The sequence below is a fragment of the Flavobacterium anhuiense genome (assembly GCF_900101855.1).
Taxonomy (GTDB): domain Bacteria; phylum Bacteroidota; class Bacteroidia; order Flavobacteriales; family Flavobacteriaceae; genus Flavobacterium; species Flavobacterium anhuiense.
In genome coordinates this window covers 594428-614043 of sequence record NZ_FMVC01000002.1, presented here as the reverse complement: position 1 = coordinate 614043, position 19616 = coordinate 594428, and the positions used below count along the sequence as shown (strand labels likewise).

Below are 19616 nucleotides of genomic sequence, written 5' to 3'. Positions count from 1 at the left end.
TTTTATAAAAGTGTAACACCAGTTCCGTTAAGATCTGAATAACTTACAATGCCATCTTTTATGGTTACTCCCGTCGCAATATCTTCTGCTAAAAGAAGTGCGCCGTCCATATCTACATAATCCAATTGCGGAAGCAAATGCGCAATGGCAGAAATTCCAACAGTAGATTCCGTCATACAACCCACCATTGTTCTTAAGCCTAGTTTTTTAGCTTCCTCAATCATGCGTTTTCCAGGAGTTAAACCGCCACATTTTACCAATTTCACATTCACACCATGAAAATGATTGTGGCATTTTGCTACATCTTCTTCAATAATGCAGCTTTCGTCTGCAATTACAGGAAGAACAGAATGTTTGAAAACTTCTTTATGCCCTTCCCAATTATCCGCTTTCATTGGCTGTTCTAGAAATTCTACGCCCAATTTTTTTAATTCTACAGCGTTGTTGATGGTTTCTTCGACTCCCCATCCGCAGTTGGCATCAATTCTGAAAACGGCATTCGTATGTTTGCGAAGTGCTTTTACAATTTCGATATCCTCTTTGGTTCCCAATTTAATTTTATAAATCGGCCATGGAAGTTCCTGCATTTTAGCCACCATTTTTTCGATAGAAGCAATTCCGATTGTATAATCCGTCATCGGATTTCTTTCGGTGGTGTAATTCCACAATTCATAAAGTTTTTTGCCTTTTTTGCGAGCATACAAGTCATTATAAGCCAAATCCAACGCGCACAAGGCAAACATATCCTGTTTTAAATGCGGATGGATTTTTGCCCAAAATACTTCTGGAGTTTCATTCTCAGTATTTTCAATAATAGATCTGATTTTTTCTAAATCCTGCATCATCATTGGAACCGTGATATTGTAATACGGATTTGAAGTGGCTTCTCCAAAACCAGAAAAACCATCGCTTTGCAATTCTACAATTAGCGAAGGCTGAAAATCAATAGACTCTCTTGAAATAGTAAAAGTGTGTTTTAGCTTGAGATTGTATTCTCTTAAAATTAGTTTCATTGGTATGCGATGTTTTTATTTTTTTTTCAATTAATAGCCCAGCCAAAGAATTGCTTCTGCGAAATGATCTCGCCAAAGTTTTTCATTGTGTTCTCCGCCTTTTACAATTTTAGTTTTGTCTAGATGAAGGCAATAACAGCGTTTTGTATCTAGTAAACGTTTCATCTTGGTCAAATCGTTTACCATGTCATCACTTTCTTTATCGCCGCACAGAAAATAAATTTTCGTTTTGATTTTAGGTTGTTTTTCTGTAAAAGTATAAATCTCAGGAGAAAACCAGAATGAAGGCGAAAAAACGCCTGCTTTTCCAAAAACTTCTGGATATTTTAAAGCACCGTAATACGAAACCAATCCGCCAAGTGAGCTTCCAAAAAGAATAGTGTTTTTTGCTTTTGTTTTGGTTCTGTAATTTTTATCGATGTGTGGCTTTAATGTTTTTACAATGAATTCTATATAATTATCGGCATTTCCTCCTCCATATTTTTCATTTTTGAAAGGCGTTAATTCGTCAATCCGTTTTTCATTTCCATGTTCGATTCCTACTACAATTACTTTTGCTTTTAAACTGTCCAATTTTTCGTCAACATTCCATTCACCAGAATACGAAGTTTTAGCATCAAATAGGTTTTGAGCATCGTGAATGTAAATAACGCTGTATTTTTTCTGAATATTTTTAGAATAATTTTCGGGAAGATAAATCCAGATTTTTTTTGAAGTATTGAGCTGAGGTGCTTCAATCGTAAAAGTCGATACATTTTTAGAAGCGGTGCTTTGTGCTTTTCCGATAAAAGTTAATAGAAGTAAAATTATCAAGAAAATCTTCTTCATTATCCGTGTTTTGTATTTTTATTTAAAAGCAATATTTTAGCTAAAAATAAGAAATTGATGAATACAGAAGCAGAAAAAAGAAGTTTACTTTTAGAAATGATTACATTGGCCACTGTAGACGGACATTTGCACAAACGTGAGCTTGAATTTTTAAGACTTGTAGCTGTAGAATTGAATATTAGCGAAGAAGAATTTCAGGATTTATTTCATCAGGAAACCAAATCGTTGCCCATTCCATCTGAGATGCAACGCATTAATCAGTTTTACAGGTTGGCTTTGCTAATGCATTGCGACGGAGTTTTACATGAAAGAGAATTTCAAGCCATTCAGCAGATTGCTTTACAAATGGGATTGAATCTTGCTGCGGTGAAACGTGTTTTAGAAATGATGAAAAAATCTCCCAATACTGTAATCAATCCAATAGTTTTGCTAGAGATTTTTAAGGGACAGCATAACTAAGCCAGCTGTTCCTGTAGTTTTTTAATTTCGTCACGAAGTTTGGCAGCTTGCAAGAAGTCCAATTCTTTAGCCGCTTTTTCCATCGTTTTGCGTTTTTCGCGAATCATTTTCTCCAACTCTGTTTTAGATAAATAAGCTGTTTCTGGTTCAGCTGCAACAGGAATCGGATGTCCTAATTCATATTCTACCAACGGATTTTTGGTAAATGCGCTTTCGATTTTTTTGTTTAGCGCTTGCGGAACGATATTGTTTTCTACGTTGAAATTAATCTGTTTGGTTCTTCTGTAATTGGTTTCGTCGATTGTTCGCTGCATGCTCGCTGTGATTTTATCAGCATACATAATGGCTTTACCATTTAAGTTTCTCGCCGCACGGCCAATAGTCTGCGTCAAAGATCTGTGATTTCTCAAGAAACCTTCTTTATCGGCATCTAAAATGGCAACAAGCGAAACTTCTGGTAAATCCAAACCTTCACGAAGCAAGTTTACTCCAATTAAAACATCAAAAAGGCCTTTTCGTAAATCCTGCATGATTTCAATACGTTCTAAAGTGTCTACTTCAGAATGGATATAACGGCATCTGATGCTAACTTTTGTCAAATATTTAGCTAATTCTTCGGCCATTCTTTTGGTTAAAGTGGTCACTAAAACCCTTTCGTCCAATTCGCAACGAACCTGAATTTCCTCAATTAAATCATCGATCTGATTTAAACTTGGACGAACTTCGATTTCTGGATCTAATAACCCGGTTGGGCGAATAATTTGTTCTACATAAATTCCATCAGATTTCTGTAGTTCGTAATCGGCAGGAGTTGCTGAGACGTAAATCACCTGATTTTGCAATGCTTCGAATTCTTCGAATTTCAACGGACGGTTGTCCATGGCGGCAGGTAATCTAAAACCGTATTCAACCAAATTTTCTTTACGGCTGCGGTCGCCTCCGTACATGGCATGAACTTGCGAAACGGTTACGTGACTTTCATCTACAACCATCAAATAATCGCTTGGGAAATAATCTAGAAGGCAGAAAGGTCTTGTTCCAGCTTCACGTCCGTCCAGGTAGCGCGAGTAATTTTCAATTCCAGAACAATAGCCCAATTCGCGAATCATTTCTAAATCAAAATTGGTTCTTTCTTCCAAACGTTTGGCTTCGAGATGTTTTCCGATTTCTTTAAAATAATCAACCTGTTTCACCAAATCCTGCTGAATTTGCCAAATCGCACCTTGTAAAACTTCTGGCGAAGTCACAAACATATTGGCTGGATAAATGGTTAATCTCTGAAATTTCTCTATAACTTGAGAAGTCTTGGCATCAAATGATTCGATTTCTTCGATTTCATCTCCAAAGAAATGAATTCGATACGCATCATCTGCATAACTCGGATAAACTTCAACCGTATCTCCTTTAATCCTGAAAGTTCCAGGGTTAAAATCGGCTTCTGTTCTGGCGTATAAACTCTGTACTAAACTATGCAATAATTTAGTTCTTGAAATAACCTGATCGCGTTTGATTTCAATTACGTTCTTTTTAAATTCAACTGGGTTTCCAATACCATACAGACAGGAAACTGATGCCACGACCAAAACGTCGCGACGCCCTGAAAGTAAAGAAGAAGTGGTGCTTAAACGCATTTTCTCCAATTCTTCATTGATAGATAAATCTTTTTCAATGAAAACTCCGGTTACGGGCATAAAAGCTTCAGGCTGATAGTAGTCGTAGTACGAAACAAAATATTCAACAGCATTATTTGGAAAAAACTGCTTGAATTCTGAATATAACTGTGCCGCCAATGTTTTATTGTGCGCCAAAACCAAAGTTGGTCTTTGCACTTCCTGAATTACATTGGCTACAGTAAAAGTTTTTCCGGAACCTGTAACTCCCAATAAAGTTTGGTATTTATCTCCGTCGACTACACCTTGCGCCAGTTTTTGTATGGCTTGAGGCTGATCTCCTTTTGGACTATATTCTGAGGAAACTTGAAATTTCATTTGCGTATACTGAAAATTTGGTTTTGTAAAGATACGAAGTTTGTGTAAGTAAGTAATTTAAAGTCTGTCCCGAATTGTACTAATTTGCACTATTATTCAAAGCTAATTTGTCAAAGTTCATAAAATTAGATCCAGTAAAATCTTATTCTAAAAAATTAATTACAGCATCATTCACCGTTTTGGGCTGATCGATAGTTAGAAAATGCCCAGCATCTTGTACAACTTTGGTTTTACTGTTTTTTAGATGTTTATGTGCTCTTTCTAAACTTTCTTCCGAATTAATAACGTCTTTGTCGCCAATTAAAACTAAAACGGGGTTTTGAATAGATTCTAATTCTTTATCTGAAAAGGGCATCATTTTGAGCATGCTGGAATTGGATTTTGCATATTTATTGGCCAAATAAAACTGCCTTTTGTAAATGCGGCTTATATTTTCTGGATGAGTTGAAAAAGTGTTTAATGTTTTACTGAATTTCTTTTCGCTAGGAAAAAGTTTCAGCATTAACGCCGAAGTCGTTTTTCTAGGTTTGTCAAGAAATTTGAAAGTTTGGGCAGGACTCAGTAAAACAATTTTATCAATTGAATTTGGTTTTTGAACGGCTAATAAGGTGGCAATCCAGCCACCGCGTGAAGCGCCAATAATATCAAAATCCTTTAATTTATAGTGAGTAAAAACTTCGTTGTAAAAAGCAACAATATCATCTGACGAAAGCGGTTTTGCTGTCAAATTGGATTTATTGGGTTCCATGATGAAATCAATTGCGTAAATGCGATGATTTTTAGAAAAAGCTTTAATATTGGGATACCACATGGTAGAACTGGCATCCATTCCGTGAAGCAAAACCAGATCTTTTCCGTTTTTTGGGCCAGCCATTACAACATGCGCTGTTCCGAAACTTGTTTTTACATCTTCTTCGGTGTACGGAATGTTCCAAAGTTTTAAAGCTTTATCGTAAGAGGTTTGATAATTTACTTCTTCGCTTTTGGTTTTAAAAACATAGTCTTCGTATTTCGTTTTTTTTGAAGCGCAACTTGTCACTAAAAAAAGTATAATGACTACTCGGGAATATAGTTTTGACATGGTAATAAAATTCAATTTTCAGCTTAAAGTTACGGGTAGAGTGGGCGAAAAGTGTATCAGAATTTTATTTTAAAATATCATAATTTTAAGATTTATCGTTTTTGGAAGTCAGATAATAAATCTGAACAAACGCTAAAATCGCATTCGGAATAATTACAGGCCAAAGCCATTGGTTGAAATCTCTGTAATCGTTTAAAAAGATGCCGTAAATTACGAAGCAGATACAGCCAAACATATTAATGAATCGGATTGTTCGAAGATTTTTCAGCAAAAAACCGCCAACAATAAATACAGATGCGAGATAACCAATATATTCTGCCATGGTCTTGATTTTAAATAGTTTACAATAAATGTAGCAAAAGTAAATTGTAAAATCAAGGTTTTGGTTTTGGAAATTAGATTACTATGATGTTTTAGTAAATGATTACAGTTTTTTAGGATTACGACTTGTATGTCGAATTCTTAGAATGTGAATCTCTTTTGAAGTTATTTTATAAGATATTCTATAGCTATAAATTTCATATGCACGATAATTTACATCGTTTGGAATCTTCATTTCATCCAATTCGTAAATTTCCCAATTTGTTTTTAAGATTGTAACAGAGCTATAAATAGTCTCAATTACTTTGTTTGAAATGTTTCTGCTTTTAGATTCTTTAAATATGTGGAAGTATATTTTTTCAAGCTGATTTTTAGCAGCTTTTGACCAGATTATTTCTTTTTCCATTGTTCAATTTGATCCTTAATTTCATTATGAGAATAATAATTGCCATTTTGAATATCTTCTTCGGCAACTTTTAAATCTTCATTATATCTTTCAGAATAATTGATAGGAGTTTTGCGACTATCTAAAATTGTTTTTAATGCTGATAAAAATTGATCATCATCAATTTTTTCAATTTCAGAAATTAAAATAGTTTTAAGTTCAAGAGTGTTCATGATTGCATAATTTTATCGAAGTTACAAAAGATAACCATACTATTGGTTTTGAAAGTCTTAAAATTTCCAAGAGTACTGCTCTGAACTATTTAAAAAACTCCAAGCCACAATTCTGCTGTTTTTTTGTCCTTGAGACATCTCGATTGTTTTTACCGAAGTGGCATTTACTTTTTTCAGGATTTTATAAATCGAAGCAAGATTTTCTTTTTTAGAAACTAAAGTGGTAAACCATAAAACCTGCGAAGGATATTTGGCACTTTCGTAAATCATTTGGGTTATAAATCCGATTTCACCGCCATTGCACCATAATTCTGCATTTTGTCCGCCAAAGTTTAAAACAGGATTTGCACTCTTTTTTTCTTTCGGATTTAAATTAGAAGTTTTCCTCGAAGCGCTTTTATTGGCTTCTTCTGCTGATGCATGAAAAGGCGGATTGCACATTGTGAATGTAAAACGATCTTCGGGCGTGATAATATTTTTAAAGATAAATCGGGGTTCTGTTTGTTGTTGCAAACTGATAGAATCGATTAATTTTGGATTAGCTTCAATAATTTTGGCACAATTTTCAATTGATTTTTTGTCAATATCGGTTCCGACAAAGCTCCAGTTGTAAATAGAATTCCCTAATATCGGATAGATTAAATTTGAACCCGTTCCGATATCTAATCCTAAAACTGTACTAGTTTCAGGAATTTGATTGTTATTGCTTTCTGCCAATAAATCGGCGATGTAGTGAATATAATCGGCACGTCCTGGAATTGGCGGGCAAAGGTAATTTTTAGGAATATCCCAGTTTTGAATATTGTAATAGGTTTGAAGTAAAGCCTTATTTAAAGTTTTTACAGCAAGTGGATTACTGAAATCAATCGTTTCGATTCCGTGTTTATTGATGGAAATAAAAGTTTTTAATTCGGGACAATTTGAAATCAGTTTTTCGAAATCATATCGGTTTCTATGAAGATTTCTTGGGTGTAAATTGTCTTTTTGCGAATTGTTTTCTGCTTTCATTTTCATTGATTTCGATTGCAAAGATAGGGATTCCTTTTTTGAAGAATGGCTCCGGAGGAGCGTAATGTTTATAGCTAGTTTAATTTATTATTACAACAAAAGCTCCAGCGGAGCGACATCTGTTATGTCGCTCCGCTGGAGCTTTAATCTAATTAAAGCATTATAATCTATAAATATTTCGTCCCGCCGGGACTTTTTATTTTTTAATTCTCCTAATCAAAACATTCCATTAAAAGCAAATCACCTTCACGATGTGTAATGGTCACGATTCCGTCTTTTTCGACCGAATTGCTGCTTCCGGTTCTGTAGCCCATTGTGAGCGTATCGTTTTTTAGTTCATATTTCAAGTTCGTTGAATAAATTCCATTTACAATTCCAATTGGAATAAGCGAAATTGGGGTGTCTGCCGTATACCATTTTTCGAATTTTGTAGGCAGCAGGAATATTTTAGAATGGTCATCAAGAATTACAATTTTTAGTAAATCTCGGTAACGAACAATTTGTGTAAGGTTTGTAATTGTATGATCGGCACGCTTTCCGGTTGCCCAGACGACATTTACGGCTGGAATTTTTCTTTCGATAAGATAATCAAAAGCCTTTTCTAAATCGGTTTTATCCTGATCTGGTGTATGAACGATTTCGATTGGGAATTGTGATTTGTAAATTTCTGGATCAAATCCGCGATCAAAATCGCCCAAAAGAACATCGACTTTTATGCCCAATTCAATCACTCTTTCGATAGCCGAATCTAAAACAACAACCAAAGGAGACCATTCTAGCAATTGTCCTAATAATTCAGGATCGCAAGCAGCGCCATTAGCAATGATTAAAGCAGGTTCCTGATCGTCTCGGACTATATGATGTGATGACATGTAAGTTTTTTTGAATGAATTACAAATGTACAAAAGATATAGTCTTTGGCAGAAAATGTCTTAAGTTAATTGGCTTTAAAAGCAATTGCATCCACTTCGATGAGCATTCCATCAAGCGCTAATTTAGGAACAGGAATTAATGTGCTGGCAGGAAATGGTTTGCCGTTCCATACCTTGCTAATTTCTTCTTCCCATATTTTTAATTTTTCAGGAGAGTGATCAACAATCAGGATTGTAATTTTCATTACATTTTCTGGTTTTAGCTGATAACTATTTAAAATTATTTTTAGGTTTTCAAGGGCAGTTTTAACTTGTATTCTAAAGTCAGGGTTTAAAAAATGTTCTTTGCCCAAACCGCCGCTTTGCCCTGAAATATAAATAAATTCGCCAGGTGTTTTTACAGAAGATACATGGCTGAAACCATATGGAGCTGGATTAAATAATGAATCAGGATTTTTAAAAGTTTGCGCTTTTGTTTGGAATGTAAAGGCGCATAATAAAAGAGAAATTAAATATTTCATGTTTTAAAAATTAAAATTAAGATTACAAAGATTTCGTAATTCTAATTTTTAAAACATTTACATATGTTGAGAAGCTGTTTTTTAATCTAAAAGTCTTCGGTGATAATTAATTTGGCCTAAATGATAGGCTAAATGAGTTGAAAGATGAATTAAGAAAAATCCAGTTTTCATTTCTTTTTCGAAAACAATCTGCGGGTATATCGCTTCTAAATCGGCCTCTGTTAAGTTGTCAAGGGCGATGTTTACAATTGAAGTGGTGTCTTCAATTTTTTGAACTAATTCTGATTTCGGAATGTCTTTCAACGAAAACTCTAAAGGACGATTTCGAATATATCCCGTTTTGCCGATTTCTGCACCGATATAGGTATTTAGATTTCCAATTAAATGAAGACAAAGATTTCCTGCTGAATTGGAGATCTTTTTATCAATTGTCCAGATCGAACTTTCAGTTTGATACGATTCAATTTCGCTTTTTAGTTTGTTTAAATCTCGATTGAAAAGTGTTTTTAGCGTTTCTAGTATCATACTTAATTTCTGTTTTTTATCGGAATCCAGATTTCTTCTTCAGAAGCTGGATCGTCTTTCTTATATTTTTCATTCATAACGGCAAAATGCGGTCTGTCGTCTACCGTATATTCAGAATTTGGAAGCCATTCCGTAAAAATGTAATGGTACGTTTTATGTCCTTCTGAGGCGGGGCCTATATGAAGAAAAACAGCATACAAACCGTCAGGAACAATTAGCATCTCCATTCCTTCGGGAATAGCTGAATAATCTGAGACTTCTACAGCAGCCCACTTTTGGAAACTGTCACTAGGATCAAAATTATCAAAATGATTTTCTGCGTAGACTTCTAAAGAATATAAATTAGCATTAATTGTATTGCTAATTTTTTTTCGATTTGGCATAAAACCATTCCATAATTGAAAAGTTTTATTCTCTATAAAAGACATTTCTAAAAAATGTCCAATGAGTTTTTTCTCGGTTAAGTTTTTGATTATAGGTTGCATAATTACTCTATTTTGTACTTTTTTGTACTGGTTTCGCTTAGGGAGAAATAACCCAACGGATAATTGTTTTTATCTGTTGTATTGATAATGTTTCCTTTTACCGTTGCGGGTGGCGACTGAAAGGGACCTCCAACATTGCTGCCCGCAATGCTGACTAAAATATTCATGTAATTATAATATTGTTTTGAAATTCCGTAATGCGTTATTTCGACTTCATCTCCAGTTTTTAAATCTTCATCAACGGTACTGCTGAAAATTTCATTGCCTTGATAGAATTTATCTTCAGAAACATAATAATTGGAAGTTATTTTATTCGAATAAACATATTTAAATAAATAAAAATTATCCTCGTCTCCAGGATCTGTAAAGTAAGCTTTTATTTCGGTTTCCTTGCCTGTAAAACCGCCATCATTTTTTTGCTCGATTCTTATAATTGGCGCAACCGATTTTAGAGTTTCTGTCGCTGTGTATGTATTTCCTTTGCTGATAACGGTTAAGGTATATTGTTCATTAAGCTGAGGTATGAAGTCATTGCAGATGTAGCGTCCAGATTTATTGAATTCAACGAAATTAAACGTCTGATTTTTGCTATTTTTTATGGAAATTATAGCATTGGATACGACAGGAATCTGACTCTCAAAATAGCCTGTTGTCGTAGAAAGTTTTATAACCTGCTGTTTTCCAGAAGTGCCTTTTTCCCAATTGATAGCAGCTTCAATTACCAATTTCGGAGGCGCGGTGTCTAAGTCGACATCAACTACTTCTTCACAGCTAGTGAAGAATAGGGACGTAAAAAATGCGATTAAAAAAACTAATTTTCTCATAAGTATATTTTTAGTTTTTGAACTGATTTTCTAGAATTTGAAATTATAACTTACCGCTGGAACAATTCCGAAAATAGATAATTTCACGGCTTCATTTACACCTGTGTCTACATTTTGCCTAAAGTTGATTGATGCAGCATTCATTCTATTATAAAGATTGTAAATGCTGAAAACCCATTCGCCTTTCCAGTTTCTGTCTTTGTTCTTTCTTGGCGTTAAAGTGGCAGAAATATCCAAATGATTGTAAGAAGGAAGTCGGTTTTCATTTCGTAAGCCATAACTCGGAACCACAATTCCTAAATATTCATATTGTCCGTTCGGATATGTTACAGGCTGTCCTGACTGCAATACAAAGTTAGCGCCAAAAGACCATTTTTCGTTTAAATTATAAGCTGATGTAATGGCTAAATTATGTGTTTTGTCATAAGCCGAAGCATACCATTTGCCATTATTAATGCCTGTTTCTTCTGGTGTTCTTCCTGGAGTCTGCTGTTCTGATCTTGAAATGGTATAGGAAATCCAGCCATTAAATCGGCCTTTGTTTTTCTTTACCATCAATTCTAAACCATATGAGCGCATATGACCGTTTAAGATAACCTGCTCGATGGCATTGTTGGCAATTAAATCGGCTCCGTCTATATAATCTAATCGGTTTTGTATTTTCTTGTAATAGGTTTCTACTTCCAAAGAATAGGCGTCATCATAGATATTTCTAAAATAACCCAGAGCTACTTGATCTGCAAGCTGAGGTTTGATGTAATTGTCACTCGGCATCCAGACATCAAGAGGAGTTGGAGAAGAGGTGTTGGAAATCAATTGAAGATATTGCGCCATTCGGTTATAGCTCGCTTTGATCGATTGGTCTTCATTTAATTGATAAGAAAGAGAAAAACGCGGTTCAAGATTATTATAACTCTGAATGACTTTGTTCTTGCCAAAATATTTTGTTGAAGTTGGCGTACCTTTTTCGTAAATCTGCATATCATTATTAAAAACCACTGGCTGGTTGTTGTCGTAATAATTAATAGTGGATGCGCCTAATCTGTAAAATAAGCTGTAACGCAATCCGTATGCAACGGTGATTTTTTTAGAAATCTGACTTTCAGCATCTAAATAAACAGAAGGTTCAAAAGCGTATTTTTTGTCTAATTGATCTGGATTGATTCCTGAATCTTCGCCAGTTGGCTTTATGGTTCCGGGATTGAAATCATAGTAAATTCCGTTTACACCATAATTTAGTTTTAGTTTATCTGAAAGATAATGTTTGAAATCGTATTTAATATTATAATTTTTGATTCCAGAGTCCCAGTTGAATCCCACAAAATCAAGATCTAAACCATAGTAATAATCGCTGTAAATTAAAGAGAGATTGGAGAATAATTTATTGGAATACAGATGATTCCATCTCAGGTTTAAAGTTGAATTTCCGTAGGTATTAGTAAAACTTTTGTTCAGCCTGAAAACGTCTCGTCCAAAATATCCAGATAAATAAAGACTGTTGTTGTCATTGAGTTTATAGCTTAATTTGGTGTTTAAATCATAAAAATAGGCGGCATTATCTTTGTCATCTTCAGAAAATTTGAGAAAAAGATGTGCATAAGAAGCTCGTCCGCCAATCAAGAAAGAACCTTTGTCTTTTACAATTGGGCCTTCAGCTAATAAGCGACTTGAAATTAACCCAATTCCGCCATTCATATGGAAATCTTTACTGCTTCCATCTTTTTGATAAATTTCTAAAACAGAAGAAGCTCGTCCGCCATAGCGTGCCGGAATTCCGCCTTTATATAATTTTAAATCTTTAATAGCATCAGGATTAAAAACAGAAAAGAATCCGAAAACGTGAGACGAATTAAAGATTGTTGCTTCATCTAAAAGGATTAGATTTTGATCGGCACCGCCTCCGCGAACATTAAATCCAGAAGCGCCTTCACCTGCATTGGTTACTCCAGGAAGTAATAAAATAGATTTTAAAACATCTACTTCGCCTAAAACTACCGGCATTTTTTTTATGGTAGAAATGGAGAGTTTATTCACACTCATTTCTGGCGATTTGACGTTTATTTTGCCTTTGTTTTCTGTAATGATAACTTCTTGAAGTTCTTCGCCATTTCCCTCGCTGATAGAAAAATTGGTTTTTGTATTTTGATTTAAGGAAATGTGCTTTTGAATAGTCTGATAGCCAACATAACTGATTTCGATTTCGTATTCTCCTTTTGGAGCTGAAAGCGAATAAAAACCGTATTCGTTTGTTGTGGTTCCTGTTTTTAAAGATGGAATAAAAATGTTTACTCCGATTAAAGTTTCATTGTTTTTGCTGTCGCTGATGGTTCCGCTTAGAGTGAATTTTTCCTGCGCAAATGAGGTGAAAATCGTTAAAATAAAAAGAAAAAATGTGCAGGTATTTTTTGTAATCATTATATTGATTTTGATTTACATAGTTAACAATTCTTACTAAATAATCTCGCGGAACTTTTGTTAAACATAAGTTAAGATAAAAAAAGGACAACCTTTCGAGTTGTCCTTTTGTTTATTTACAAATACAGATGTATTCTGAATTATTTGATTTTAGCAACAATAGCGTTGAAAGTTTCGCTAGGACGCATTGCTTTGCTTACCAATTCTGGAGTTGGCTGGTAGTAACCTCCAATGTTTTGAGGTTTACCTTGTGCACCGATTAATTCAGCATCGATTTTAGCTTCGTTAGCTTCAAATTCAGCAGCAATTGGAGTAAAAATGGCTTTCAATTCAGCATCTTTAGTTTGAGCAGCCAAAGCCTGAGCCCAGTAAAAAGCTAAATAGAAGTGAGAACCTCTATTGTCAATCTGACCCACTTTACGTGCTGGAGATTTATCGTTTGCTAAGAATTTATCATTAGCTTGGTCTAAAGTCTCAGATAAAACAATTGCTTTAGAATTGTCTAAAGTTTGCCCTAAATGCTCTAAAGAAGCACCAAGAGCTAAGAACTCTCCTAATGAATCCCAACGTAAGTATCCTTCTTCTGTAAATTGCTCAACGTGTTTAGGAGCAGAACCTCCAGCACCAGTTTCGAACAATCCACCACCGTTCATTAACGGAACGATAGAAAGCATTTTTGCAGAAGTTCCTAATTCTAAGATTGGAAATAAATCTGTTAAATAGTCACGTAATACGTTTCCAGTTACAGAAATTGTATCTAAACCTTTGATGATTCTATCTAAAGTAAATTCAGTAGCAGCAACTGGGTTTAAAATACGGATATCTAAGTTTGTAGTATCGTAGTCTTTAAGGTATTTTTGAACTTTTACGATCAATTCTCTATCGTGCGCTCTGTTTTCGTCTAACCAGAAAACAGCAGGAGTACTAGATAAACGAGCTCTGTTTACAGCCAATTTAACCCAGTCCTGAATAGGAGCATCTTTTGCCTGACACATTCTGAAAATATCATTTGTTTCAACGTTTTGTTCCATTAAAACATTTCCGTTTTGGTCAACCACACGCACAACACCATCACCTTTAATTTGGAAAGTTTTGTCGTGAGAACCATATTCTTCAGCTTTTTGAGCCATTAACCCAACGTTAGGAACACTTCCCATAGTTTTTGGATCAAAAGCACCATGTTTTTTGCAGAAATCGATAGTTGCAGTATAAACACCAGCATAAGATCTGTCTGGAATAACTGCAAATGTATCTTGCTGTTTTCCTTCTTTGTTCCACATTTGTCCAGAAGTACGGATCATTGCTGGCATAGAAGCATCAACGATTACATCTGAAGGTACGTGTAAGTTTGTAATTCCCTTTTCAGAATTAACCATTGCCAAAGCTGGCCCGTTTGCGATTGCTTGATCGATAGCGGCTTCAACTTCTGCTTGTTCTGGTCTTCCAGCAATTTTAGCGTAGATATCACCTAAACCATTTCTAGTGTCAACGTTTAATTCAGCGAATAAAGAAGCGTATTTTTTGAAAACATCTGCAAAATATACTTCAACGATAGCGCCAAAGATAATTGGATCAGAAACTTTCATCATAGTAGCTTTTAAGTGTACAGAAAGTAATACTCCTGCAGCTTTAGCTTCAGCAATTACGTCAGCAGCAAAAGCTTTTAATTTGTTTACACTTAAAACAGAGCTGTCAATGATTTCTCCAGCTTTTAATGGAGTACTAGCTTTAAGAACAGTTGCGGTTCCGTCTTTAGCAACAAATTCGATTTTTACATCATTAGCTTCGTTTACAGTCAATGATTTTTCACTTCCGTAGAAATCACCGCCTGACATAGAAGCCACCTTAGTTTTTGAGTCAGCAGACCAAGCACCCATTGAGTGTGGATTTGCTTTTGCAAAGTTTTTAACTGCTCTTGGAGCTCTACGGTCAGAGTTTCCTTCACGTAAAACTGGGTTTACAGCAGAGCCTAATACTTTTGCATATTTTGCTTTAATTTCCTTTTCAGCATCGTTTTGCGGATCTTCTGGGAAATTTGGTACGTTGTATCCGTGTGATTGTAATTCAGCAATTGCCGCTTTTAATTGCGGTACAGATGCTGAGATATTTGGTAATTTAATAATGTTAGCTTCTGGCTGAGTTGCTAATTGGCCAAGTTCTGCCAATGCATCTCCAGTTTTTTGAGCATCTGTCAAAGAATCTGGGAAGTTTGATAAAATTCTTCCTGCCAGCGAAATATCTCTGGTTTCGATTTCAATTCCAGCTGTTGCTGTAAAAGCTTGAACAATTGGTAAAAGAGAGTAAGTTGCCAATAAAGGCGCCTCATCAGTTAAGGTGTAAAAAATTTTTGATTTTGTCATTTTCTTTTTTTTTTATAATCGTATCGTCAGGAGTTAACGATGTAAAAGATATATTCGGCTCAAAATGAGCGGAGCAAATATAATAAAATCACAACGAAAACGGTTGAGTTTTCCCGAGAAAAGACGAAATTAACAGATTGTTATTTCGAGCTCGTTAAATTGCTAAATCGATGATTTTGGTATTAAAAAATTACGGTTTTGTTAGTGTTGAAAATGGAACATAAAAAAAACTCGTTTCAAAAAGTATGAAACGAGTTTTTTATAACATTTTGATAAATGATTATCTTCTTTTATCTTTAATCTTAGCTTTTTTACCAGTAAGTTGTCTGAAGTAGAAAATTCTAGCTCTACGTACAGCACCTTTCTTGTTAACTTCGATTTTTTGTAAAGCTGGTAAGTTTACTGGGAAGATACGCTCAACACCAACAGATCCAGACATTTTACGGATAGTAAAAGTTTCTGTAACACCAGAACCTCTTCTTTGAATAACAACTCCTTTAAAAAACTGAGTTCTTGTTTTTTCACCCTCTTTAATTTCGTAGAAAACAGTGATTGTGTCTCCAGCTCCGAAATCTGGGAAATCTTTTTTAGCAACGAATTCGTCTTGAACGAATTTTAATAAATCTGCCATGATAATTTAAATTATGGTTTTTATATTAGAGCAACATTCACGGATCTCGCCAGAGGTTGGTCAAATTCGGGTGCAAATGTAAAAAATAATTATAAATTATGAATTATAAATTGTAAATTATTTTTAGTTTCTTTTGTTTCAAGTTTAAGATTTCAAGTTGTTGCTGTCTAGAGTTTTAACTTGAAACAAAAACAGCTTTAAACTTGAAACTAAATTTAATGTCCTTCCAATAAATCTGGACGTCTATTTTTAGTATGTTCGTAGGCCATGTCTTCACGCCATTTATCTATTTTGGCTGCATGCCCGCTGGTTAGTACTTCTGGAACTTTCCATCCTTTATAGTCTGCAGGTCTTGTATAAATTGGACCTGATAACAAATTGTCTTGAAAACTATCAGTCAATGCTGAGGTTTCGTCACTTAAAACGCCAGGAATTAATCGGATTAAAGCATCAGATAAAACTATGGCACCCAATTCTCCTCCAGATAAAACGTAATCCCCAATAGAAATTTCTTTTGTAATGAAGTGATCTCTAACTCTTTGGTCAACACCTTTATAATGTCCGCATAAAATAATAATGTTTTCATACATCGACATTTTATTCGCCATTTTTTGATTTAAAGTTTCACCGTCAGGAGACATATAAATTACTTCATCATATTCGCGTTGGCTTTTCAAATGTGTAATGCAGTCATCTATCGGCTGAATTGTCATTACCATTCCAGCACCTCCACCAAAAGGATAATCATCTACACTTTTCTGTTTGTTAGTGCTATAGTCACGAAGATTGTGAAAGTGCACTTCGACCAAACCTTTGTCAATGGCGCGTTTCATAATAGAAGCCTCAAACGGACTTCTTAATAATTCAGGTAAAAGAGTAATAATGTCAATTCGCATTTCTATTCGATAATTTCTTGCTGGCAAAGATACAAATAATGCTATTGAGTGGTTTGATAATAATTATATAACATACTTAATAAATTGTGTAAAATTTATTGTATTAACTTTAAGTATTATTACAATCCTAATTATCAAGGTTTAATAGCCAAAATCCAAAACATAAATTCAATCCCTTATTATGAAAAAAACAATATTACTGCCTGTAGTACTTGCGCTATTTTTTTCCTGTGCAAGCACTAATTCTGCTACAGTAGCTGTAGGAGAAGCCAAATCGAAAGTGCTTAAAACTTTAGGAAATCCTATAAGGACTTTAGATAATAATCAAAATGGAGAAATTCTGGTTTATGCAGATCAGGTTTTTACTGATGATGGTACGTCATTGGCTGGATCAAATTACTGGCGTTACAATTATGTATATATAAATAAAGATGGGAAAGTCACATCGACACGACAAGAAAAACAGAATTATCCGCCTCAAGCAATTGATTCTCAAAAAATGCAAGGATTGAATTTGCTGACGGCGAAATAGGCGTAGTCCCTAACGGGACAAAATCGATGCGATTGATTTTTTTTGTGCTATGATATTTGTTTTCTACCAATATTTTGTTCCTAACGGAACAGTTTCCTCTATTCTTTCAAAACATATCGGATTGTTTTGTGGATTTTTATACTACCAGTATTTATTCCAACGGAACAGAGCAGTTTAGAATATATTAAAAATACGCAAGATAATTCTTTCTTTTTTACTTATGTTTGCACGTCATAAAAATATTCCGTTAGGAATAAAATATCGGTAGAAAAAATAATAATAATTAAAGAATTAATGTCCCGTAGGGACTAAATAATGGCAAACACATATACGCAAATACATATTCATTTTGTTTTCGCTGTAAAATATAGAAAGGCGATGATTCACAAAAATTGGAAAGATGAATTGTTTAAGTATATTTCAGGCATTATAAAAAATAACAATCATAAACTTTTGGCTATAAACGGAGTTTCAGATCATATCCATATTTTAATAGGAATAAGACCTATGCAGTCTATATCAGAATTGATGAAAAGCGTAAAGCAAAATTCATCAAAATGGATAAATGAAAATAAATTTGCAAATAGTCATTTTGAGTGGCAAGAAGGATATGGAGCATTTTCGTATAGTAAATCTCAATTAAATGCTGTTATAAAATATATCGAAAATCAAGAACAGCATCATAAAAAGAAAACATTTAGAGAAGAGTATATTAACTTTCTTGAAAAATTTGAAGTCGATTATGATGAAAAATTTATTTTCAAGGAATTAATCTAAAATTGCCTAATCTAAATATGATATCAACAAAAATAAAAATTCTTGCTATATCTGGAAGTACGAGAAGTAATTCCAGTAACTTTAAAATTCTGAAATACATTTCAAATTACTTAAAACCTGAATTTGAGGTGGAAATTTTTGAAGATTTAGAGCGCCTTCCTCATTTTAATCCAGATTTAGATACAGATAATCCTCCGCAAGAAATCACTACATTTAGAAATAAAATTATAAGTGCCGATGGAGTTATCATTTGCACTCCAGAATACGTGTTCAGTATTCCGGGAAGTTTGAAAAATGCTTTAGAGTGGTGTGTTTCAACAACTATTTTTTCAAACAAAAAAGCAGGTCTTATTACCGCTTCTGTCTCTGGTGAAATGGGGCATGAGCAATTGCTATTGGTTATGAAAACACTCGAAGCTAAATTTGACGACACAACACAGCTTTTAATTCAGGGAGTGCGAGGAAAAGTGAATGCTGAAGGAGAAATTGTTTCGGAAGAAACTGCAAATGCACTTCAAAATTTCGCAGAAAACTTTAAAAATCAATTTTTATAATATATTTACTTTCTGAAATTTAAATCATTAAAATGATCAGTAGAAGAAATTTTATCGTAACCACAGGTCTTGCTGCAACGGCAGTTTTGGCTTCACCATCATTTGCACTTACTATGAATAAAAAAGAAATAGGTTTACAGCTGTATACGCTTCGTGATGAACTGCCTAAAGATGTAAAAGGAACTTTAGAAAAAGTTGCCAAAGCAGGTTATACGACTGTTGAGACATACGGTTTTTCAATTAAAGATCAATTTTGGGGATTAACGCCTAAAGAATTAAAAAAGATTTTAGATGATAATGGATTAAAAGCGGTTAGTGGACATTATAATTTGGGAAGCTTTTTATATGACGGAAATACTGCAGAATTAATCGCAGCAATTGAGGCTGCAAAAGTTCTTAAAAATGAATTTCTGACTGTTCCGTGGATAGATGAGCCTTTTAGAAGAAGTATAGAAGATTATAAAAAGATCGCAGCTAGCGTAAATGAAGCCGCAGAAATGTGCAAAAAAGCAGGTTTAAAACTGGCTTATCACAATCATGATTTTGAGTTTAAGAAGTATGATGGCGTTACAGGTTACGAAATTCTATTAAAGGAAACCGATAAAGATTTGGTGTATTTCGAGCTAGATTTATACTGGATAGTTCATTCTGGCAATGATCCTTTAAAACTATTTAAAGAAAATCCAGGGCGTTTCAAAATGTGGCATGTGAAAGATAAGGATAAAAATAATAACGATTTGAATACTGAAGTTGGTTCTGGAACAATTGATTTTAAACCTTTCTTCTCGGCAGCAAAACAATCTGGAATGGTTCATTTTTTTGTAGAACAGGAAAATAATTTTGCTTCAAATTCTTTTGATTCTATACAAACGAGCTGTGATTTTATTTCGAAAAGTCTAATCTAATTC

At 34.2% G+C, this 19616-nt stretch carries 22 protein-coding genes; 5 read left to right on the top strand and 17 right to left on the bottom strand.

Annotation, left to right across the window (positions count from 1 at the left end):
* Positions 1 to 2: 2 nt before the first annotated feature.
* Positions 3 to 1013 (bottom strand): dipeptide epimerase, encoded by a 1011-nt coding sequence (locus BLP44_RS07240; RefSeq protein ID WP_091131025.1) that lies wholly within the window; start codon positions 1011 to 1013, stop codon positions 3 to 5.
* A 30-nt stretch (positions 1014 to 1043) separates the two neighbouring features.
* Entirely contained in the window at positions 1044 to 1841 is a 798-nt protein-coding gene (locus tag BLP44_RS07235) for an alpha/beta hydrolase (protein ID WP_091131022.1), read from the bottom strand.
* Positions 1842 to 1898: 57 nt separating this feature from the next.
* Here BLP44_RS07235 and BLP44_RS07230 point away from each other — a divergent pair, with 57 nt between their 5' ends.
* A complete protein-coding gene (locus BLP44_RS07230; RefSeq protein ID WP_091131018.1) occupies positions 1899 to 2300 on the top strand; it encodes a TerB family tellurite resistance protein in 402 nt (133 codons plus the stop codon).
* Here BLP44_RS07230 and uvrB read toward each other — a convergent pair.
* The 15 genes from uvrB to trmD all read right to left on the bottom strand — a co-directional run bounded on the left by uvrB (position 2297) and on the right by trmD (position 16845).
* Positions 2297 to 4288 carry an excinuclease ABC subunit UvrB gene (uvrB, locus tag BLP44_RS07225; protein ID WP_066032458.1) on the bottom strand — a complete coding sequence of 664 codons (1992 nt, stop codon included), beginning with the start codon at positions 4286 to 4288 and terminating at the stop codon, positions 2297 to 2299. The two genes, BLP44_RS07230 and uvrB, sit on opposite strands and share 4 nt — an antisense overlap.
* A 142-nt stretch (positions 4289 to 4430) precedes the next feature.
* On the bottom strand, positions 4431 to 5369 hold the full coding sequence (locus BLP44_RS07220; RefSeq protein WP_091131015.1) for an alpha/beta fold hydrolase: 939 nt from the start codon (positions 5367 to 5369) through the stop codon (positions 4431 to 4433).
* 85 nt (positions 5370 to 5454) lie between these two features.
* A complete protein-coding gene (locus BLP44_RS07215; RefSeq protein ID WP_026728847.1) occupies positions 5455 to 5691 on the bottom strand; it encodes a hypothetical protein in 237 nt (78 codons plus the stop codon).
* A gap of 102 nt (positions 5692 to 5793) precedes the next feature.
* Positions 5794 to 6096, bottom strand: a complete 303-nt coding sequence (locus BLP44_RS07210) for a type II toxin-antitoxin system RelE/ParE family toxin (RefSeq protein ID WP_066032456.1) — start codon at positions 6094 to 6096, stop codon at positions 5794 to 5796.
* Entirely contained in the window at positions 6081 to 6308 is a 228-nt protein-coding gene (locus BLP44_RS07205; RefSeq protein WP_066032455.1) for a hypothetical protein, read from the bottom strand. Before BLP44_RS07205 ends, BLP44_RS07210 begins: the two co-directional genes overlap by 16 nt.
* A gap of 57 nt (positions 6309 to 6365) precedes the next feature.
* Positions 6366 to 7316, bottom strand: a complete 951-nt coding sequence (gene rlmF, locus BLP44_RS07200; protein ID WP_170830221.1) for a 23S rRNA (adenine(1618)-N(6))-methyltransferase RlmF — start codon at positions 7314 to 7316, stop codon at positions 6366 to 6368.
* A gap of 212 nt (positions 7317 to 7528) precedes the next feature.
* Complete coding sequence (locus BLP44_RS07195; protein WP_066032454.1) at positions 7529 to 8188, bottom strand: thiamine diphosphokinase; 660 nt, start codon at positions 8186 to 8188, stop codon at positions 7529 to 7531.
* Between the two features lie 65 nt (positions 8189 to 8253).
* Positions 8254 to 8709: a RidA family protein gene (locus BLP44_RS07190; RefSeq protein WP_091131006.1), complete on the bottom strand. Its 456-nt coding sequence runs from the start codon at positions 8707 to 8709 to the stop codon at positions 8254 to 8256.
* Positions 8710 to 8790: 81 nt separating this feature from the next.
* A complete protein-coding gene (locus tag BLP44_RS07185) occupies positions 8791 to 9234 on the bottom strand; it encodes a DinB family protein (protein WP_091131003.1) in 444 nt (147 codons plus the stop codon).
* Positions 9235 to 9236: 2 nt separating this feature from the next.
* A complete protein-coding gene (locus BLP44_RS07180; RefSeq protein WP_091130999.1) occupies positions 9237 to 9719 on the bottom strand; it encodes a GyrI-like domain-containing protein in 483 nt (160 codons plus the stop codon).
* Between the two features lie 2 nt (positions 9720 to 9721).
* Positions 9722 to 10543, bottom strand: coding sequence for a DUF4249 domain-containing protein (locus BLP44_RS07175; RefSeq protein WP_091130996.1), 822 nt, complete (start codon positions 10541 to 10543; stop codon positions 9722 to 9724).
* Between the two features lie 30 nt (positions 10544 to 10573).
* The gene (locus BLP44_RS07170) at positions 10574 to 12958 is read right to left on the bottom strand and encodes a TonB-dependent receptor (RefSeq protein WP_091130992.1); all 2385 of its coding nucleotides are present in this window, start codon (positions 12956 to 12958) and stop codon (positions 10574 to 10576) included.
* Positions 12959 to 13098: 140 nt separating this feature from the next.
* On the bottom strand, positions 13099 to 15318 hold the full coding sequence (locus BLP44_RS07165) for an NADP-dependent isocitrate dehydrogenase (protein ID WP_091130989.1): 2220 nt from the start codon (positions 15316 to 15318) through the stop codon (positions 13099 to 13101).
* A 280-nt stretch (positions 15319 to 15598) separates the two neighbouring features.
* Positions 15599 to 15949 (bottom strand): 50S ribosomal protein L19, encoded by a 351-nt coding sequence (gene rplS, locus BLP44_RS07160; RefSeq protein ID WP_008462155.1) that lies wholly within the window; start codon positions 15947 to 15949, stop codon positions 15599 to 15601.
* Positions 15950 to 16164: 215 nt separating this feature from the next.
* Positions 16165 to 16845 (bottom strand): tRNA (guanosine(37)-N1)-methyltransferase TrmD, encoded by a 681-nt coding sequence (trmD, locus tag BLP44_RS07155; protein WP_008462158.1) that lies wholly within the window; start codon positions 16843 to 16845, stop codon positions 16165 to 16167.
* Positions 16846 to 17026: 181 nt separating this feature from the next.
* Here trmD and BLP44_RS07150 point away from each other — a divergent pair, with 181 nt between their 5' ends.
* From BLP44_RS07150 to BLP44_RS07135, 4 genes are all read left to right on the top strand, one after another.
* Entirely contained in the window at positions 17027 to 17377 is a 351-nt protein-coding gene (locus BLP44_RS07150; protein ID WP_066032447.1) for a hypothetical protein, read from the top strand.
* Positions 17378 to 17692: 315 nt separating this feature from the next.
* The gene (tnpA, locus tag BLP44_RS07145) at positions 17693 to 18154 is read left to right on the top strand and encodes an IS200/IS605 family transposase (protein ID WP_066032445.1); all 462 of its coding nucleotides are present in this window, start codon (positions 17693 to 17695) and stop codon (positions 18152 to 18154) included.
* A gap of 17 nt (positions 18155 to 18171) precedes the next feature.
* The gene (locus tag BLP44_RS07140) at positions 18172 to 18708 is read left to right on the top strand and encodes an NADPH-dependent FMN reductase (RefSeq protein ID WP_091130986.1); all 537 of its coding nucleotides are present in this window, start codon (positions 18172 to 18174) and stop codon (positions 18706 to 18708) included.
* A 32-nt stretch (positions 18709 to 18740) separates the two neighbouring features.
* Positions 18741 to 19613 carry a sugar phosphate isomerase/epimerase family protein gene (locus BLP44_RS07135; RefSeq protein WP_091130982.1) on the top strand — a complete coding sequence of 291 codons (873 nt, stop codon included), beginning with the start codon at positions 18741 to 18743 and terminating at the stop codon, positions 19611 to 19613.
* Positions 19614 to 19616 lie beyond the last annotated feature (3 nt).

Excerpts from the sequence above, each read along its gene's own strand:
- BLP44_RS07240 (WP_091131025.1), bottom strand. The coding sequence starts at position 1,013 with ATGAAACTAATTTTAAGAGAATACAATCTCAAGCTAAAACACACTTTT.
- BLP44_RS07235 (WP_091131022.1), bottom strand. The coding sequence starts at position 1,841 with ATGAAGAAGATTTTCTTGATAATTTTACTTCTATTAACTTTTATCGGA.
- BLP44_RS07230 (WP_091131018.1), top strand. The coding sequence starts at position 1,899 with ATGAATACAGAAGCAGAAAAAAGAAGTTTACTTTTAGAAATGATTACA.
- uvrB (WP_066032458.1), bottom strand. The coding sequence starts at position 4,288 with ATGAAATTTCAAGTTTCCTCAGAATATAGTCCAAAAGGAGATCAGCCT.
- BLP44_RS07220 (WP_091131015.1), bottom strand. The coding sequence starts at position 5,369 with ATGTCAAAACTATATTCCCGAGTAGTCATTATACTTTTTTTAGTGACA.
- BLP44_RS07215 (WP_026728847.1), bottom strand. The coding sequence starts at position 5,691 with ATGGCAGAATATATTGGTTATCTCGCATCTGTATTTATTGTTGGCGGT.
- BLP44_RS07210 (WP_066032456.1), bottom strand. The coding sequence starts at position 6,096 with ATGGAAAAAGAAATAATCTGGTCAAAAGCTGCTAAAAATCAGCTTGAA.
- BLP44_RS07205 (WP_066032455.1), bottom strand. The coding sequence starts at position 6,308 with ATGAACACTCTTGAACTTAAAACTATTTTAATTTCTGAAATTGAAAAA.
- rlmF (WP_170830221.1), bottom strand. The coding sequence starts at position 7,316 with ATGAAAGCAGAAAACAATTCGCAAAAAGACAATTTACACCCAAGAAAT.
- BLP44_RS07195 (WP_066032454.1), bottom strand. The coding sequence starts at position 8,188 with ATGTCATCACATCATATAGTCCGAGACGATCAGGAACCTGCTTTAATC.
- BLP44_RS07190 (WP_091131006.1), bottom strand. The coding sequence starts at position 8,709 with ATGAAATATTTAATTTCTCTTTTATTATGCGCCTTTACATTCCAAACA.
- BLP44_RS07185 (WP_091131003.1), bottom strand. The coding sequence starts at position 9,234 with ATGATACTAGAAACGCTAAAAACACTTTTCAATCGAGATTTAAACAAA.
- BLP44_RS07180 (WP_091130999.1), bottom strand. The coding sequence starts at position 9,719 with ATGCAACCTATAATCAAAAACTTAACCGAGAAAAAACTCATTGGACAT.
- BLP44_RS07175 (WP_091130996.1), bottom strand. The coding sequence starts at position 10,543 with ATGAGAAAATTAGTTTTTTTAATCGCATTTTTTACGTCCCTATTCTTC.
- BLP44_RS07170 (WP_091130992.1), bottom strand. The coding sequence starts at position 12,958 with ATGATTACAAAAAATACCTGCACATTTTTTCTTTTTATTTTAACGATT.
- BLP44_RS07165 (WP_091130989.1), bottom strand. The coding sequence starts at position 15,318 with ATGACAAAATCAAAAATTTTTTACACCTTAACTGATGAGGCGCCTTTA.
- rplS (WP_008462155.1), bottom strand. The coding sequence starts at position 15,949 with ATGGCAGATTTATTAAAATTCGTTCAAGACGAATTCGTTGCTAAAAAA.
- trmD (WP_008462158.1), bottom strand. The coding sequence starts at position 16,845 with ATGCGAATTGACATTATTACTCTTTTACCTGAATTATTAAGAAGTCCG.
- BLP44_RS07150 (WP_066032447.1), top strand. The coding sequence starts at position 17,027 with ATGAAAAAAACAATATTACTGCCTGTAGTACTTGCGCTATTTTTTTCC.
- tnpA (WP_066032445.1), top strand. The coding sequence starts at position 17,693 with ATGGCAAACACATATACGCAAATACATATTCATTTTGTTTTCGCTGTA.
- BLP44_RS07140 (WP_091130986.1), top strand. The coding sequence starts at position 18,172 with ATGATATCAACAAAAATAAAAATTCTTGCTATATCTGGAAGTACGAGA.
- BLP44_RS07135 (WP_091130982.1), top strand. The coding sequence starts at position 18,741 with ATGATCAGTAGAAGAAATTTTATCGTAACCACAGGTCTTGCTGCAACG.